Raw genomic sequence first — 16,403 nt, 5'->3', positions numbered from 1 at the left:
TTTTACTTTTCGGCGAGCGCCGCGTTCACCGCTTCAATGATCGCCTTGCTGGTCACCGTCGCGCCGGAAACCGTGTCCACGTCGGTGGACTGCTTCTCGACGATCGCCGCCGGAATCTTCTCGATGGCGCCGTCGGAGATGCCCGCCGTCTCGGTGTGCGAAACCACCTCGACCTTGGCGATCTTTTCGCCGTCCATCGTCACCTTCACGCTCAGTGTGCCGCCCATGCCCTGGGCCTCGCCCATGCGCTCGTTCTCGGAGAGGGAAACGGCGCTTTCCTTCTTTTCGGGCACATAAGCGGTCTTGCCTTCCATCACGGACTTGGCCGCCACGTCGCTCTTGGCCGCCGCGGCGTTCGCGCCTGCGGCGCGGCCGCTGAACACGCATTCAGCCAGGTTGCCGCCGCCGTTGTAAATGTCGCAGTAGAAGCTGCCCAGTTCGCCCGCGCTGTAAAGGTGCGGAATCGCCCTGCCCTTGGTGTCGAGCACCTCGCACTGCACGTTGCGCTTCGGGCCGCCCTGGGTGTTGGTGAAGGTCGCCTTCAGCGGCAGCGCGTAGTAGGGCCCGGTTTCGTCCAGCGCCACCAGGTATTCCGGGATGGTCGCGTACTCCAGATCCTCGCCCGCCGCGCAGTAGCCGTTGTACTTTTCGACCGTGGCCGCGAGCGAGCCCGCCGGCAGGCCGAGCTTATCGTTCAGCTCGTCCAGCGTATCCGCTTTGATGATCCATCCCTTTTCGATCTCATCCGCATTGCCCTCGCTCCAGGACGGATAGACCGGCGCTGCCAGGCGCGCCTTCTCGTCGAAGATCATGTAGGAGGGATTGGGGATGATCTGGGAAACCCACATGCCGTGGAAGTTCACGTGTCCGTGGCTGGGGGTGACCGTCTCGTTCATGTAGCGCGTGCCGTCCGCGCCCACGACGATGGCGCTCATCTGGGTGAAGCCGGTGTACGCGCCGCTCTTGGTGGAGGTCACGCCGAAGTAGCCGGGCGCCACGCCCGTCTCAGGATTCACGAAGTTGACGTCCGGGCCGGAGAGCGTGCTCATGTGCCACAGGTCCGCGCCCACCGCCATCGCCATCTTGATGCCGTCGCCGGTGTTGTAGCGCGCGCCCTTTGAATACGCCTCGGGCATCTGCACGTAGTTCTCGATCATGTCCTCGTTGTTTTCAAAGCCGCCGCAGCAGAGCACCACGCCGTTCCTGGCGCGGATGTTCAGCTCCCGGCCGTCCTTCGCCACCTTCACGCCGTGAATGATGCGGGTCGCCGGATCCTGGATCAGGTCCGTCGCCGGGGCCTCGTACCACAGGTCGATGTTCTCCGCGACCGTGCGCTCGTTCACGTTCTTCAGCAGCAGCTGCCAGAACTTGCTGGTCCACAGCTCGCCGTCCACCTCCACGGTGCTGATGGACTCGCTGCCGGGGAGCTCCGGGTACTCGATCAGCGGGTAATGACCGAACTTCTCCGGGTCCGCGCCCAGCTTTTCGAGGAATTCCGGAACGGCCATCGCGCCGTCGACGATCGTCTCGATCACCTCGTCGCTCTGGTTGTCAAAGCCGCCGCGCATCGCCTTGAAGTAGGTGATCGCGCCTTCGCGGTCCGTCGGGCAGAGGATGATCTGCGCCGCATAGCGCGTGTTGCCGCCCGCCTCGCCTTCCGGCGCCTTTTCCAGCAGCAGCACCTTCGCGCCCGCGTCCGCCGCGGTGATCGCCGTCACCGCGCCCGCGCCGCCGAAGCCCACGACGACTACGTCGTACTCGCCGTCCCAGTCCACCGTGTCCTCAAACACGGCGTCCTCCGCCAGCGCCGGCAGCATGCACAGCGCCATCATCGCGCTAAGCAGCAGCGCGGCAAAGCGCTTCATGTTCTCCTTCATGTTTCTTCCTCCTTGTCGCTTGTGAAAACCGCCAGAAATCAAGTTTGTCTCTTTTTCGACGATTTCCTTTCGTAGCGAAGACATTATAGCATTGTATTTTGCCTCAATGCGTCGTATAATCGTCTTAACTTCAAGCGTCTTGTTTGTGTTTCTTCACAATCAAGTTCCGCGTCAGTCGGCCTTTGCGCCTCACGCGCGCGGCGCTTGTGATTTTCCCCAAGAGGAGGGCTTTGCTTGACCCCATCGCTTGCCGGCGCCGAGCGCCTCATGCGCCTCACCTTCGACGGCTGCACGATCAAACAGATGCTCGACGCCTGCGAAGAATACCTGGGCACGCCGGTGCGCCTTTCCCCCGTCGGCGCGCCGGAGAAGAGCGTCAAATCCGGCGGCTATCCGCAGGCGGACTTTCAGGAGCTGCTCGACTCCATCTACCCCAAGGACAAGCCCCTGGGCAGCGACCGCTACCTGGAGTTCATCTCCGAGCGGTACCGGCGCGAGCATTGGGACCGCCCCTTCATCGTCGATTCCTACACGCACCGGCTGAAGCTGTGCTACGTTCACATCGGCAGGACCTTCTTCGGCCACATCTCGGTGCTGGAGCTGGAAACGCCGCTGGAGGAGATCGACGACGAGCGCATCCGCCTCGCGAGCCGCTTCGTCGGCCTCGCCTGCGTCGCGGCGGGCATGAGCCACCAGATGCTCTCGCCGGACGAGCTGCTGAGCGCGCTGCTCGGGCGCAAGATCACGACGTTAACGCGCCTGATGGTCGAATCCGCCGCGCCCGCGCCGGAGGAGCACGCCCGCTACCGGCTGCTGACGGTGGTGATGCGCGGGGGCGTGCTCGAATACGTCTATCCGCTGCTGCGCCGCTCGCTGGAGGCGCTCTACCCCGGCTGCTGGATGACGCCCGCGGAGGACTGCGCCTGCGCGCTGCTGCGTGCAGAACGCACGCCCGCGCGCGGCGCCGTGCTGCTGGACGGCCGCCTCGCGGCCCTTTTGGGCAAGAGCCAATGCGCCGCCTGCGTCTCGCCCGTCTTCAGCGACCTACTTGGCTGCGCCCGCGAGCACGAACGCATGCTGGCCCTGCCCGCGCTCCGCCGCGCGCAGGCGGGCAGCGTCGTCTTCTTTGAGGATCACGCCGAGTGCGGCCTTTTTTACGAATCCGGGCTGTCGCCTGAAATCCTGCGCTCCTACTGCCACCCGCAGCTGCTCAGGATGCGCGCGGACGACGAGCGGGAGGGTACGCAGTTCTTTGAAACCCTGCGTGCGCACGCGCAGTGCGCTTTCAAGGCGTCGCGCACGGCGGGAAGGCTGTTCGTGCACGTCAACACCGTGCTCTACCGCCTCTCCCGCATCGAGGCGCTCTACGCGCTCGACCTGGAGGACGAACAGACGCGCTTTGCCCTGGCGCTCTCGCTGCGCCTTCTCGACTATCTCGAATGAAGCGCAGCAAAAACCGCCCCTTGAAGACGGGGGCCAGCCGGACGATTGCCGGCCGCCGTCTCCAGAGGCGGTTTTTTTCATGAGAAGGGGCTTGCGTTACTTCCCCAGCGCGTAGGCCGCGGCGTTCGCGCCCGCGATCTTGCCCCACACGATGCAGCTGGTATTCGCCAGGCCGCCGATGTTCGCGCTGCCGCCGACGTTGGCGCCGCCGGTCAGCTCGCCGCACTGGTACAGGCCCGGGATGGGCTCGTGATCCGCGTTCAGCGTCTGAGCGTCGGGGTTCATCAGCGGGCCGCCCTTGGTGAGCATCACGTACGGGCAGGTCTTGATGGCGTAGAACGGACCCTCGAGCTTTGCCAGGGTGTCCGCCGCGCGGCCGAATTCCTTGTCCTCGCCCGCCTGCACGTAGCCGTTGTAGGCTTCGACGGTCGCGGCGAGGCCCGCCGCGTCGATGCCCGCGTTCTGGGCCAGCTCTTCCAGCGTCTCTCCCTTGTACACGCAGTTGCCGGAGGCGAGCAGCTCGTCAAAGTAGGCCCAGCCCTCGTCCGGCTTGCCGGAGAAGCCGCCGCCGACGCTCAGGATCGGATCCTGCGTGTCCTTCATCTGCTGGGTGAGGATCATGTACACGAGGTTTTCCGGCGCGCCCGCATAGGCCGCCTTGCGCTCGCTGTCCAGGCTGCCCAGCTCCTTGACCATGCGGCTGCCGGTGTTGTCCACCCAGATGACGCCCGGGTACTGCACGGAGGCCGTGCAGGAAACGTCGAAGCCGCCGACCGGCACGCCGCCCGGATAAGCGGGCAGGTAGTCCATGTTGTTGAAGATCGCGCCCGCCTTCTCGGCGAACTTATAGCCGTCGCCGGTCACGAAGGAGGGCGACATGGTCAGCACGTTCTTGTAATTGTAGCGGTGCAGCAGCTCTTCGTTGTGGCCGTAGCCGCCCGTCGCCAGAATCGTAGCGGCCGCGCGGTACTCGCTGCCGTCCGTCAGCACGACGCCCTTCACGGCGCCGTCCTCGACGATGATGTCCGCGACCTCGGTCTCCAGCAGCAGGGCGATGTCGCCCTTTTCCACGTGCTGCTCGATCAGCGGCTTCACCAGCTCGACCATGGCGTTTCCGCCGCCCTGCACGCGGTACTCGCGCGGCACGTTAAACGCGTCGTAGGAGGAGGACATCTTCGGCTCGCGGTCACCGAAGTCCGCGCCCAGGCTGTCCAGCCAGTCGATGGCCGCGGCCGCGCATTCGGTGTGCTTGCGCGTCAGCTCTTCCACGTTGGTGCCGCCGCCCATGCGGACGATGTCCGCCTGGAAGTTTTCCGGTGAATCCTCCACGCCCGCCGCGATCTGCATCTTGGCGCCCGCCGCGGAGGTGGTGCCGCCCGCGAAGCGGATGGAGCCGCCCATGGCGTTGTTCTTGTCGATCAGGTAGACCTTCGCGCCGTTTTCCGCAGCCTCCAGGGCCGCGTTCATGCCCGAAAAGCCCGCGCCGATCACGATGACGTCCGGGTTTTCAAAGGCAGGCTTTACGCTCTCCTTTTCCGCGGGAGCGGCTTGCTGCGCGGCCTCCAGCGTCACGCCCGACTGACCCAGCGCGTCCGCCGCAGCGGCCAGCACCGCCGTGCTGGTGACCGTCGCGCTCGCGACGGCGTCCACCTCGACGCTGTTCCTTTCGACCATCGCGCCGGGCAGCTGCTCGATCGCCATGGTGCCGATGCCCGCGGTTTCGTCCGGGCCCTCTGCCTGCACGTTCGTCAGCTTGCCGTCCTCAATCGTCAGCGTCACGGTGACGTCGCCGCCAAAGCCCTTGGCCGTCGCCGTGTAGTCCTCTGCAAAGGCCGTCACGCCCAGGCAGAGCGTCATCACCAGCGCCAGCAGCATGCTGAGCGTCTTCTTTGTCATCATCCTGTCATTCCTCCTCTTTGGGCGGGCGCTTGTTCCCGCCCTTTTCCCTTATTATAAAGGTTAAAGGTATATGAGGGTCAACAGGCTTTTGATAATTCTGTGTCATTTTCCGATAGGAAACCAAAATTCTCCGCGGCTGACGGGCTCTTCCTTCGCCCCGGCGTTCCACAGCGTGCTGACGACCGGCGCGCCGCAAAGCACCCATCCGCGCCGCGCCGCCTCCCCGGCGCCCCGGCGCAGGCAATCCAGCAATTCCCCCGTTCCCGTCCGCCAGCGCATCAGGGTGTACAGGCAGGGGCAGGCGGGGATGCGCTCGATGCCAGGCAGCCGTTCCACGCCCAGGAATGCGGCATTCTGCGCATCCACGATGAACCCCAAGTCCGGCCGTTCGCCCGCCTCCAGGTCGTCCGGCTGATAGCGGATCATCCAGCGCACCAGCGGCAGCCATTCCGCCCAGATGCCCACCTGATCCATGGCGTGCGGCTCCGGGCGTTTCGCGCCCGCCCGCTTGACGACCATCGCGAAGCTCTCCGGCCGTTCACGCTCTTCATACCGGTCCATTCCCTCGTCGCCCCGGCGGGCCAGGACGGCCGTCGCGCGCAGGCTTTTCGCGATGCGAAGCTGCATCTCCGCCTGGCGCTCCAATGTCTCCGCGCGCGCCTCCAGCGCCTCGCCGATCCGCCCGCCGTCCTCCTCGCGCAGAATCTCCGCGGTCTGGGCGACCGTAAAGCCGCAGTTGCGGCACTTGCGCAGGCTCATCAGCAGGTCCATGCTCACGTCGGTGTACTGCCGGTATCCGCCCTCGCCGGTGCGTTCGTGCGTCAGGATGCCGTATTGTTCATAAAACCTCAGCGTCTGCGGGCTGATGCCCAGCATCTTGGCGGCCTCGTGAATTTTATAGCGCATATGCTCACCCCATCGTATCTATTATAAGACACAAGCTGGGGATTTGCAGCTTTTTTGAATGGATATTTTACGATTTTCTGTCATTGCCTTTTCAAGCGCGTACATCTGCCGGCCTTTACGCCAAAAGGGGCACCGGCCGGATGCCGGTGCCCCTCTGAGGATCGGGTTCTTTACTTGCTTGCGTACGCCGCCGCGTTCTCGCCCGCGATGCGGCCGAAGACGATGACGTCCGCCACCGCGTTGCCGCCCAGTCGGTTCGCGCCATGCACGCCGCCGGTGACCTCGCCCGCCGCGTACAGGCCCGGGATCACGTTTCCGTTCACGTCGATGACCTGGGTCTCCGGGTCGATCTTCACGCCGCCCATGGTGTGGTGCACGCCCGGGGCGACCTTCACCGCGTAGAAGGGCGCGGTGACGACCGGGTATTCAAGGCTCGTGCGGCCGAAGGCCTCGTCCTTGCCCGCCTCGATCGCGGCATTCCAGCCGTCCACCGTCTCCTTGAGCGCGGCCGCGTCCACGCCCATGGCGGCCGCCAGCTCTTCGACGGTGTCGCCCTGCACGGTGAGGCCCTTGTTCACGTAGGAGTTGACCGCGCTGACGCGATCGCGCAGGTCCTGATCGAACAGCAGGAAGGCATAGCCGCCCGTCTGCTCAAGCTCCGCCGCGGAAACCACGTCGCGCGTCTCGAGCTCGTCGATGAAGCGCTTGCCTTCGGCGTTCACGAGGATCGCGCCGTCGCCGCGCAGGCCCTCGGTGATGAGCGCGCTGGTGCTCTGTTCCACGGTCGGGTGAATCTGAATCTGCTCCATGTCCACCGTCGCCGCGCCGACTTCCTCCGCCATCACGATGCCGTCGCCGGTCATGCCGGGCGCGTTCGTGGTGACGAAGCCCTTCAGGCTGGGCTGATACTTGGTGTACATCTCCTCGCTGGCCGCAAAGCCGCCGCTGGCCAGCACGACCGCGCCCGCGTTGATCGTGTAATCGACCGCCGCGCTGGAGGCCTTGATGCCGGCCGCCGCGCCGTCCTTCATGACGATCTGGGTCGCCGGGGTCTCGTAAAGGATGGTGATCTTGTCGCTGTTTTCGCAGTTCTTGAGCAGGATCGGCACCAGGTAGCTGCCGACCGCCGCGCCGCCCTCGGGACGGTGCGCGCGCTTGGCGGAGGAGCCGCCCAGCATGGTCAGATCCGGCAGGGGCGCGCCGATGGAATCGAGCCAGTCGATGGCCGCGGCGGAGTTCTCCGCCAGGGTGGTGACGAGCGCCTTGTCGTTGATCTCCTTGCCGCCCTTCATCGTGTCCTCGACGAAGAGCTCCACGGAGTCCTCCACGCCCGCGGCCTTCTGCACGGAGGTCTCGGCCGCGTTCATGCCGCCCGTCGCACGGGTGGTGTTTCCGCCCGCGATAGCGGCCTTTTCCACGACGACGACGGTCTTGCCCGCGTTCGCGGCGGTGATCGCCGCGGACATGCCCGCGCCGCCTGCGCCCACGATCACGACGTCGGCCTCGATCGTCTCCTCGGTCCTATCGCCCGTCTCCGGCGCCTTCGGCGTGAGGGCGGCGGCATCCACGCCCGCCTCCTTCAGCGCCGCGGTGACAGCCTCGACGATGGCGGCGGAGGTCACGGTCGCGCCCGACATGGCTTCCACGTTCGGGCTCTGCGCCTCCAGCATCTTGCCCGGCAGGCTCTTGATCGCCTCGCTGCCGATGCCGGCGGTCTCGCCGTCTCCGGTGATGCTGATTTCGGTGATCTCGCTGTCCGACAGGGTGACGGTCGCGGCGATCTCGCCGCCGAATCCCTGCGCCGTGCCCGTATAGGTACCGGCCGTGAAGCCCTCGGCCATCACCCCCGTGCCGCAAAGCACGAGCGCGAGCGTCAGGATACAGGAAAGCAACTTCTTCATCATGTTGTTTTCTCCCTTGCTGCGAATTTGCGAACGGGGACAGGCCCGCTTCGCTGCGCAACAGCATATCACAACCCGCGCCGCCTTTCAAGGCAAAGGAACCAATTCGTCAAATTTCTGTCAATGTGCACAATTAGCGGGTTTCCGGCGGCTTTTCGCCCTTACGGAAGCGTTCCAGCGACAGCCCGGTGGCGACCGCCGCGTCGATGGCTCCGGCGAGCGACGCGCCCCGAAGCGCCGCGTCGCCGCACGAAAGGTTCACGCGCAGGAAGAACTCGACCGTGCCGCCGTTGCCCGTGACGGGCGAATGCGTGATCCCGGTGACGAAACCGCTGCGCTCCCGCTCGATGTCCGCGCACAGCGCCGCGAGTAGCGGCGCGTAAGCATCCGGCGCGATGACCCCTTCCCGCCGGGCGGCGGGGTCGTCGATCTCAAACAGCGGCTTCACCAGGCAGAGCAGCTCGCCCTCCCCGTGCAGAATCGCGGAAAAGGCGGGAATGCCCTTGCGCAGCGACAGGTAGGAGAGGTCCACCGTGCCCAGATTGGGCCTGGGGTCGAGCGAGAGCAGCTTCTCGTCCGAAATGTTGGTGCGCTCCAGGTTCACGACGGCGGGGTTTTGCCGCAGGCTGCCGTGCAGCTGGCCGAAGCCCACGTCCACCGCGTAGACGCGCGCGCAGCCGCTTTGCACCAGGCAGTCCGTAAAGCCGCCGGTGCACGCGCCCGCGTCGATGGCGACGCGGCCCGTGAGATCCATCGAAAAGGCATGGATCGCCCCCTCCAGCTTGTAGCCGCCCTTGGAGATGTAGCGGTCGAAGAGGCCCTGCACGGTAAGGGGCCTGAAAAGCTCCACCAATTCGCCCGCGCTCCTCACCGGCACCGCGCCCGCGTGCACCTTGCCCGCGAGAATCCAGCGCTCGGCCTCGGCGCGGTCCGCCACCATCCCCTCTTGCACCATGCGCTCCCACGCGGGGAGGCGCTTTCCCTTTTTCTTCATCGCTCCTCCAGAGGCAGCCATTTCAGCACCTTTTGAATCTTGTCGTCCCAGAATTCCCAGGTGTGCGCGCCCGGGCTCTCCTCGTAATGGATGTTCAGCTCGTCCCCGAAGTACTTTTTAAAGGCGCGGTTCTCTTCGATGAGGAAGTCCTCCGTGCCGCAGGCGACGAAGATTTCAGGCCGCGGCCTGTCCGATTCGATCAGCCGCTGGGCGGCCGCGAACAGGTCGTTGTCCGAGTCGATCAGCTCCTCCGGCGTGCCGAACGTGCGCGCGAGCTCCGCGCTGCGAAGCGGCGAATCGTCCTGGCGCTCCGCCGTCATGTCCAGCGCGCCGGAAAGGCTGGCGACCGCCGCGTAGCGCTCGGGCAGCAGCAGGCCCAGCTTCATCGCGCCGTAGCCGCCCATCGAGAGGCCCGCGGCGAAACGATCCTCGCGCCGGGCGGACAGGGGGAAGAAGCGCTCGCAGATCGCGGGCAGCTCCTCCGCGACGAAGGTAAAGTAGTCGTAGCCGTCCTTCTGGTCGGTGTAAAAGCCGCGGTGCACCGTGGGCATGACGACCGCCAGGTTCATGTCCGCCACGTAGCGCTCGATGGAGGTGCGCCTGTGCCAGATGCTGTGGTCGTCCGAAAGCCCGTGCAGCAGGTAAAGCGTGGGCAGCTTGCCGCCCGTATCCCGGGAAGCCATGCCGATCTGCCGGCTGGACCGCTGGGGCAGTATGACGTTCATGTTCATGCACATGCCCAGCACATCCGAAAAGAACGCGACCTGTAAAAATGCCATGGAAAAGCCTCCTCGCCGTTCATGCGGCCGGTACAAAGCCCGCGCCGTTTCTTCTTATTGTATCACACGCGCTTCACGCCGCAAAGCGAAAATTGGACGGGACGTGCCGCGTATGGTACAATATCCCCATTACATCCACATGACGGAGGGGTTCCAATGACCGCCCTTTCCCTGCTCGCGCTGCTTGCGCTGCTGCTGGGGCCCAGCGCCCTGCTCGCCGCGCGCCAAAGCATCAGCGCCTCGAAGAGCCTCGCCCCCGCGATCTGCGCGCAGGCGCTCTTTCTGTACGCCGTAGGCCTCGCGCTTCCCCTCTCCTATGGGTTTTATGCGTTGGCGTCCTGCTCCCTCGCCTGCTGGGCGGGGGCCGCGTTCTATGCCCTGCGGGACGTGCGGGGCGCTCTTCGCGCATTTTTGACGCCGGGCCTTCTCTTCTTCCTGCTGCTCTGCCCGCTGCTGTATTACGGCGCGGTCAACCGCGTGTTCATCTCCTTCGACGAATTCAGCCATTGGGGGCTCGCCGTCAAGCTGATGAACGCGACGGACGGCCTCTTCGGCAACCCCGCCGCCGCGCCCTACGTGCTGTACGACTACCCGCCCGCGCTCGCGCTCGTCGAATGGCTCGTCTGCCGCTTCCTTGGCGCGCGCGAGGGCGTGGCGCTCTTTGGCTACCAGCTGTTGCTCGTCTCCTTCCTCCTGCCCTTTGCCGAGGGCGCGCGCTGGCGGCAGCCCCTGCGTGCCGTAGCCTCGCTTCTTCTGCCCCTGCTCTTGCTGAACGCGGTCTTCCCGATGTGGACGCTGCGGCTCTTCTCAGAGCCCGCCATCGGCCTTCTGACGGGGCTGCTCTTTTATGAGCTCGCCTGCCCGGGTGAGCGCCCCTGCGCGCCGCGCGACTGCGTGCTGCTCGCCTTCCTCGTGCTTTGCAAGAACACAGGCCTCCTCTTCGGCGCGTTTTACCTGCTCGCGCTGCTCGCAGCGCGCCGCGAACGCCTGCTTCCCTGCCTGCTGACGCTGCTGCTGGCCTTTGGCTCGTGGGCGCTCTACTGCGCGGCCACGGGCGTGGGCAGCGCCTTTTCCACCGGTATCGCGCAAAACCTCTCCGCCCTGCTGTCAGGCACCCTACCCGCCGCGAACGCCGGCGCGCCGCTGCGCTTCCTTCGGGCGCTCTTCACCCATTCCTTTACCCAGGCGGGCATCTTCGGCACCTACGCCATGCCCGTTCCGCCCGCGCCGCTGCTGCTCGCAAGCGGCGGGCTCTGCGTCCTGGGTGTATCTGCCCTGCCCGCAGGAGACAGGCCGCGCGCCCGCCGGGCGATGGGCGCGCTGTGGGGGCTTACGGCGGGCTACCTCGCGTTCATCGCCTTCTCCTACCTGCTGATCTTCAAATCCTACGAGGCCGAAAAGCTCAGCGAATTCGAGCGCTACGTGACCCTCGCGCTGCTGATGACGGCGCTGCCCGGCGGCGCGCTCTGTCTGCGCGCCGCGCAGGCGGGGCGCAGGGCCCCCCGCGCCGTCTTGGCCTGCTGCCTTTGCCTGCTGGCGGTCTTCGGCAACACGCGCCTGCTCTACGAAACGCTCGTCGCGCGCACGAACGTCACCCCCATGCACTGGCAGCGCTATATGCCCGGCGAGCTGGCCTCGCTGGTACGAGCAAGCGCCGCGCCGGGGGATCGCGTGCTGTGCGTCGGCGGGGGCAACGCGATTGCCCTGCGCTATGAGCTCGCCCCCGACTACGACGTACGCGTCGTCGGGGAGGACTGGATGGCCGCATGGACGCGAGACGCCGCCGTCATCCGCGAAGAGCTTGCGGGGTTTGACTTTGCCGTGACGTTCGACCTGGAAGGCGCGCAGCTCTGTGCCCTCTTCGAAGGCGAAATGCGGGAAAACAGCCTGTACCGCGTGTCCTCCGGCGCCGAAGGGCCGACGCTATCCCTAGTCGCCTCCGCCCCAGAGCCCCCGGCGTGAGCACTGTTCGACAAATTCCGCGTTTTATTTGAAATTTGCCGCCCATTGCGGTACAATCAATAAAATAGGAAACGGCTTATTTTCGTTGCGAAAGCGAGGATGCGCATGCAGACCATACTTGTTGCCATCAAGGACCCGCATAAGCGCCGCATTGTCGTGCAGTCGGTGCGCGAAGTCCGCCCGGACGCGAACATCCGCGAGGTCGCCACGCTGGAGGACATCCCCCAGCTCGTGCGCGTCGTGCGGCCCGAGGTGCTCATCACGACGCTGGACACCCAGCGCCACAGCACCCTGCGCCTGCTGGACGACCTGCACCTGCAATGTCCGCAGGTGAACTCCGTCGTCATCTGCGGCGTGGACGACTTCGAGATCGTCCGCAGCGCGGCGACGCGCGCGGGCGCGGTGGACTTCATCCTCGCGCCCCTGCAGCTTTCCGATCTTTCGCGCGTGCTGCAAAACATCGACGTGCGCATTCACGCCCTGCGCGAGGCGGGCGCGGCCATGCCGCTGATCGCCCGCCCCGAGCCCTCGCCCGAGCAGCGGGAGGCGGAGCGCTCCTTTGCCGAGTGGATCACGGGCGGTCAGTCCGAGGCCGCGCTGGAGGAGCTGTGCTGCGGCGTGCCGCAGGGCCCGTCCTTCCTGCTCTGCGCGCAGGGCGAGGGCCTGCCGGGCGAGCGCGCCCAGCATACCGAACACCTGGGCGAGTGGTTCTCCTCCTATCTGGGAGCGGCCGATTGCCTGCTGCTCGCCAGGGACGAAGCACACGGCCTCCTGTGGGCGCTGCTGTTCCCCGCGGGCGAGCGGGGGGCGGAATGGGTGCGAGACCGCCTGGACGCCGCCGCCGCCCACATGCGCTACAGCGAGGGGCTCTCGATGAGCGTCGGCGTCTCCGGGGCGATGGAGGACATCGCCAGGGAGCTCTCGCCCGCCGCCGAGCAGGCGCACGGCGCGCTCACGTACCGCTTCTTTACGCCGCCGGATCAGACCTCCATCACGCTCTTCGAGGACCTGCTGCCCTCGGCCTCCGCCGACATCCCCTACCTGCACACGGCCGAGGAAGCGCTCTACGCCGCCCTCTGCTCGCGCTCCATGGGGCGCATCGAGGAGGAGGCGGAACGGCTGTTCAGCCAGCTCGGGGCCTGGCCCCGGCCGCGTCCCGCGCGCGTAATGCGCTACGTCAACCGCCTGGTGCAGCAGCTGCTTTTCCGCGCGGGCGACGACGGCGTGCTCTCCCCGGGCGCGGTGCGGCGCGGCACGGCGCAGGCCCCGGCGCTCTTCGGCGCGTGCGAGCGGCTTTGCGCGCTCAAGGGCTGCGTGCTCACGGTGCTGCGCAGCGCGCTCAAGTATTGACCTTGCAGGCATTTCCCCTCCCCGATCGTTATAAGGTAAAGACAGGTAAGGAGGAATGCGCATGAACAGGGCTTTGCATCTGCTCCTCGCCGCGCTGTGCTGCCTGCTGCCGCTGTGCGGCTGCGCGCAGGCGCAGGTTCTGCCGTCCATGCCCGCGCCGGTCGAGGAAGCGTCCCGGCTCGAGGTGACGTTTTTTAACTGCGGCAAGGCGGACAGCGCGCTGCTTCGCGCGGGGGACGAGACCATCCTGATCGACACGGGCACGCAGAAGGCGGGCAAGTACGTGCTTTCGCGCCTGCGGGAGATGGGCGTGACGCGCCTTGACGCGATGATCATCTCGCACCCTCACAAGGATCACGTGGGCGGCGCGGACGTCATTTTGGAGGAGATCCCCGCCTCACAGGTCTACATAGGCCCCCTTAAGGTCGAAAGCAAGCAGGTCGACCAGTTCGACGAAGCGCTTGAGGCGCTGGGCCTCACCCCCGTGCTGCTCAAGGCGGGCGACGCGTTCACCCTCGGCGGCATGACGCTGCGCGTGCTGGGCCCGCGCTACACCGATTATGAGGACGAAAACGACCGTTCGCTGGTTCTTCAGGTCGCCTACGGCGATACGAAGTTTCTGTTCGCCGGGGACGCGGAAAAGCCGCTTTTAAACGAGCTGCTCGCCTCCGGCTCCGCGCTCCAGGCCGACGTGCTCAAGGTACCCCATCACGGCCGCGCGGAGGACAATTCCCCGCTCTTCTTTCAGGCGGTTTCACCGCAGATCGCCGTCATCCCCTGCGAGCGGGGCACGGAGGACGGCCTGCCCGAGGCGCCGGTCGTAAGCGCCCTGAAGGCCGCCGGCGCCGGGGTGTACGTCACGGACGACGGCGACGTGACCGTGCTTTCCGACGGAAAGAAGGTCACCGCAAGCCAGGGAACGGCGCCCTGAAGCAGCCAAGCGCGCCGCGGCGCGATCTCCCGCCGGAGCTATATCCCGACGGGCGTTTGCGCCGCGCGCTTTTCTTTTTCTATAACGTTCAGAAAGAGGCGATTTTCCATGCAGACGGAAAAGCTGTACGAACAGGACGTGACGATGCTCGCGTTCGAGGCTACCGTCCTCTCCTGCATCCCCCACGGTGAGCGCTATCGCGTCGTGCTCGACCGCACCTCCTTCTTCCCAGAGGGCGGCGGGCAGGCCGCCGACCGCGGCAGGCTCGGCGACGCGGCCGTTTTGGACGTTCACGTGCAGGATGGCGTCATCCTCCACGAGACGGACAGGCCCCTTGCGCCGGGCAGCCGCGCCGCGGGCGAGGTGGACGGCGTGCGCCGCATGGACCTGACGCAGCAGCACAGCGGCGAGCACATCGTCTCGGGCATCGTACACCGGATGTTTGGGTACGACAACGTAGGCTTTCACATCGGCTCCGCCGCCGTCACGCTGGACTTCAACGGCGAGCTCACACCGGAGCAGCTGCGAAGCGTCGAGCGGCAGGCAAACGAGGCGGTGTGGAAGGACCTCCCGGTTCACGCGACCTACCCGCCCGCAGAAAAGCTGCAAGAGCTGCCCTATCGCAGCAAGAAGCCGATCGACGGGCCCGTCCGCATCGTGGAGGTGCCGGGCTACGACATCTGCGCGTGCTGCGGCACGCACGTGCGCCGCACGGGGGAAATCGGCCTCATCAAGGTCATCGACTGCATCCGCTACAAGGGCGGCGTGCGCGTGAGCATCCTCTGCGGCGCCCGCGCGCTTCAGGATGCCTGCCAGAAACAGGAGAGCGTGCGCGAAATCGGCGCGCTGCTGTGCACGAAGAGCGAGGAGGCGGCGCAGGGCGTCCGGCGCCTTCTTTCGGAGCGCGACGCTCTGCGCGAGCAGTTAAACGGCGTCTATGACCGCCTCTTTGAGCGCTTGGCCGCGGACGTCCCTGCGGGCGCGCCCCTGCACGCCGCGTTTGTGGAGGGACTCGCCCCCGCGCAGGTGCGCAGATGCGCGGCGGCGCTCGCCGGGCGCGCCCGCGTCGCCGCCGCCTTCTCCCCGGAGGGCGAGGGCTGCCGCTTCGCGCTGTGCGCGGCGGAGGCGGACGTTCGTCCCATCGGCAAGGCGCTGCTCTCGGCGCTCGGCGGGCGCGGCGGCGGGCCCAGAGACCTGGTACAGGGCTCGCTTCAAAGCGCGGACGAGGCCGCCATCCGCGCGGCGCTCGAGGCGGCGATGGACGCATGCGCCCGCTGACGTTCATCGTGGAGGCGGCGGACGACGGGCGCACGCTCAAGCGGCTGCTGCTCTCGCGCGTCCGCCTGTCGGAGGGAGCGATGCGCCGCCTGAAATTTCAGGACGGCATCCTGCTCGACGGCGTGCCCGCGCACGTCGCGCGGTGCGTGCGCGCGGGGCAGACCGTGACGCTGCTGCTGCCCGGGGACGACCCCGGCATGACCGTTCGCCTGCCGGAGGCCCTCTGCGTGCGCTACGAGGACGCGCACCTGCTCGTCGTGGACAAGCCCGCGCCCCTGCCCACGCTGCCCTCTGTCCATCAGTCCGGCGAGACGCTAGAAAGCCGCGTGCGCGCCTATTACGGCGATCCGCCGGGCTTCCTCTTTCGGCCCGTGAGCCGTCTGGACAAGGGCACCAGTGGCCTGCTCGTCTGTGCGCGCGGCGCGCACGAGCAGAAGCTGCTTTCAGAACGGCTGCATACGGACGCGTTCGTGCGCGAATACCTCGCCGTGGTCGTGGGCAGGCCCCCGCATGAGCGCGGCGTGGTGGACGCGCCCATCGCGCGCGCGCCGGGTGAGACCGTGCGCCGCTGCGTCGCGGCGGAGGGAAAGCCCGCGCGGACGCACTACGCGCTCCTTCACGCGCACGGGGACTTCTCGCTTTTGCGCCTGCGGCTTCAGACGGGCCGCACGCACCAGATCCGCGTGCACATGGCGTCCCTCGGCTGCCCGGTGGCGGGTGACTTTCTCTACGGCCGCGAGGACGCGCGCCTTCCCGGCAGGTTTGCGCTGCACAGCGCGCGCGTCTCTCTCCTGCATCCCCTGACGGGCGCGCGCCTCGACATCAGCTCCCCGCTGCCGGAAGCGCTCGCGGCGCTGATGCGATAAAAAAAGAGCCCTTTATGGCCGCTTCATTCAGGCATTGCACCGCTAAGGCTGGTCAAACGCCGGATTCCTTTCGCGTGCGCCGCTTCTTCGTCGGGCGCGGCTATTCAGAAGGCCTGCGCGCGGGTTTTCGCGGGATCGTCCCGGCAGTTCTATTACACTCTCGCCCCCGCGCGACCGCGACGCTGTGGCAAAAGCGCTGAAAGCGCGCGCCGTACGT

At 66.6% G+C, this 16,403-nt stretch carries 12 protein-coding genes; 6 read left to right on the top strand and 6 right to left on the bottom strand.

Going from position 1 to position 16,403, the window contains the following annotated elements; genetic code table 11:
- Positions 1-2: 2 nt before the first annotated feature.
- Entirely contained in the window at positions 3-1,877 is a 1,875-nt protein-coding gene (locus C1725_RS02530; RefSeq protein ID WP_346026268.1) for an FAD-binding protein, read from the bottom strand.
- A gap of 234 nt (positions 1,878-2,111) precedes the next feature.
- On the opposite strand from C1725_RS02530, the gene C1725_RS02525 reads away from it, so the two are divergent.
- Positions 2,112-3,320: a helix-turn-helix domain-containing protein gene (locus C1725_RS02525; RefSeq protein WP_102410114.1), complete on the top strand. Its 1,209-nt coding sequence runs from the start codon at positions 2,112-2,114 to the stop codon at positions 3,318-3,320.
- A 96-nt stretch (positions 3,321-3,416) separates the two neighbouring features.
- Here the strand turns inward: C1725_RS02525 and C1725_RS02520 are convergent, their stop codons facing one another.
- The 5 genes from C1725_RS02520 to C1725_RS02500 all read right to left on the bottom strand — a co-directional run bounded on the left by C1725_RS02520 (position 3,417) and on the right by C1725_RS02500 (position 9,799).
- Positions 3,417-5,219 (bottom strand): FAD-dependent oxidoreductase, encoded by a 1,803-nt coding sequence (locus C1725_RS02520; protein WP_102410113.1) that lies wholly within the window; start codon positions 5,217-5,219, stop codon positions 3,417-3,419.
- A gap of 102 nt (positions 5,220-5,321) precedes the next feature.
- Positions 5,322-6,125, bottom strand: a complete 804-nt coding sequence (locus C1725_RS02515; protein WP_102410112.1) for a MerR family transcriptional regulator — start codon at positions 6,123-6,125, stop codon at positions 5,322-5,324.
- A 170-nt stretch (positions 6,126-6,295) separates the two neighbouring features.
- Positions 6,296-8,029, bottom strand: coding sequence for a flavocytochrome c (locus C1725_RS02510; protein WP_346026267.1), 1,734 nt, complete (start codon positions 8,027-8,029; stop codon positions 6,296-6,298).
- A 130-nt stretch (positions 8,030-8,159) separates the two neighbouring features.
- The gene (locus C1725_RS02505; RefSeq protein WP_346026266.1) at positions 8,160-9,020 is read right to left on the bottom strand and encodes a TlyA family RNA methyltransferase; all 861 of its coding nucleotides are present in this window, start codon (positions 9,018-9,020) and stop codon (positions 8,160-8,162) included.
- On the bottom strand, positions 9,017-9,799 hold the full coding sequence (locus tag C1725_RS02500) for an alpha/beta hydrolase-fold protein (RefSeq protein ID WP_102410110.1): 783 nt from the start codon (positions 9,797-9,799) through the stop codon (positions 9,017-9,019). Before C1725_RS02500 ends, C1725_RS02505 begins: the two co-directional genes overlap by 4 nt.
- Positions 9,800-9,955: 156 nt before the next feature.
- Between C1725_RS02500 and C1725_RS02495 the strand changes: the two genes are divergently transcribed.
- The 5 genes from C1725_RS02495 to C1725_RS02475 all read left to right on the top strand — a co-directional run bounded on the left by C1725_RS02495 (position 9,956) and on the right by C1725_RS02475 (position 16,186).
- On the top strand, positions 9,956-11,761 hold the full coding sequence (locus tag C1725_RS02495) for a hypothetical protein (protein WP_102410109.1): 1,806 nt from the start codon (positions 9,956-9,958) through the stop codon (positions 11,759-11,761).
- A 105-nt stretch (positions 11,762-11,866) separates the two neighbouring features.
- The gene (locus C1725_RS02490; protein ID WP_146009111.1) at positions 11,867-13,111 is read left to right on the top strand and encodes a response regulator; all 1,245 of its coding nucleotides are present in this window, start codon (positions 11,867-11,869) and stop codon (positions 13,109-13,111) included.
- 61 nt (positions 13,112-13,172) lie between these two features.
- Positions 13,173-14,042 (top strand): ComEC/Rec2 family competence protein, encoded by an 870-nt coding sequence (locus C1725_RS02485; protein ID WP_346026265.1) that lies wholly within the window; start codon positions 13,173-13,175, stop codon positions 14,040-14,042.
- Positions 14,043-14,150: 108 nt separating this feature from the next.
- Complete coding sequence (locus C1725_RS02480; RefSeq protein WP_102410106.1) at positions 14,151-15,320, top strand: alanine--tRNA ligase-related protein; 1,170 nt, start codon at positions 14,151-14,153, stop codon at positions 15,318-15,320.
- Positions 15,308-16,186 carry an RluA family pseudouridine synthase gene (locus C1725_RS02475; RefSeq protein WP_102410105.1) on the top strand — a complete coding sequence of 293 codons (879 nt, stop codon included), beginning with the start codon at positions 15,308-15,310 and terminating at the stop codon, positions 16,184-16,186. Before C1725_RS02480 ends, C1725_RS02475 begins: the two co-directional genes overlap by 13 nt.
- Positions 16,187-16,403 lie beyond the last annotated feature (217 nt).

It is taken from the genome of Beduinella massiliensis, assembly GCF_900199405.1.
Lineage (GTDB): Bacteria > Bacillota > Clostridia > Christensenellales > Aristaeellaceae > Beduinella > Beduinella massiliensis.
Note: the sequence above shows the minus strand (reverse complement) of the source record. Positions and strands in the feature narration are given on the sequence as shown.

Excerpts from the sequence above, each read along its gene's own strand:
- C1725_RS02530 (WP_346026268.1), bottom strand. The coding sequence starts at position 1,877 with ATGAAGGAGAACATGAAGCGCTTTGCCGCGCTGCTGCTTAGCGCGATG.
- C1725_RS02485 (WP_346026265.1), top strand. The coding sequence starts at position 13,173 with ATGAACAGGGCTTTGCATCTGCTCCTCGCCGCGCTGTGCTGCCTGCTG.
- C1725_RS02510 (WP_346026267.1), bottom strand. The coding sequence starts at position 8,029 with ATGATGAAGAAGTTGCTTTCCTGTATCCTGACGCTCGCGCTCGTGCTT.
- C1725_RS02520 (WP_102410113.1), bottom strand. The coding sequence starts at position 5,219 with ATGATGACAAAGAAGACGCTCAGCATGCTGCTGGCGCTGGTGATGACG.
- C1725_RS02500 (WP_102410110.1), bottom strand. The coding sequence starts at position 9,799 with ATGGCATTTTTACAGGTCGCGTTCTTTTCGGATGTGCTGGGCATGTGC.
- C1725_RS02495 (WP_102410109.1), top strand. The coding sequence starts at position 9,956 with ATGACCGCCCTTTCCCTGCTCGCGCTGCTTGCGCTGCTGCTGGGGCCC.
- C1725_RS02475 (WP_102410105.1), top strand. The coding sequence starts at position 15,308 with ATGCGCCCGCTGACGTTCATCGTGGAGGCGGCGGACGACGGGCGCACG.
- C1725_RS02490 (WP_146009111.1), top strand. The coding sequence starts at position 11,867 with ATGCAGACCATACTTGTTGCCATCAAGGACCCGCATAAGCGCCGCATT.
- C1725_RS02480 (WP_102410106.1), top strand. The coding sequence starts at position 14,151 with ATGCAGACGGAAAAGCTGTACGAACAGGACGTGACGATGCTCGCGTTC.
- C1725_RS02505 (WP_346026266.1), bottom strand. The coding sequence starts at position 9,020 with ATGAAGAAAAAGGGAAAGCGCCTCCCCGCGTGGGAGCGCATGGTGCAA.
- C1725_RS02515 (WP_102410112.1), bottom strand. The coding sequence starts at position 6,125 with ATGCGCTATAAAATTCACGAGGCCGCCAAGATGCTGGGCATCAGCCCG.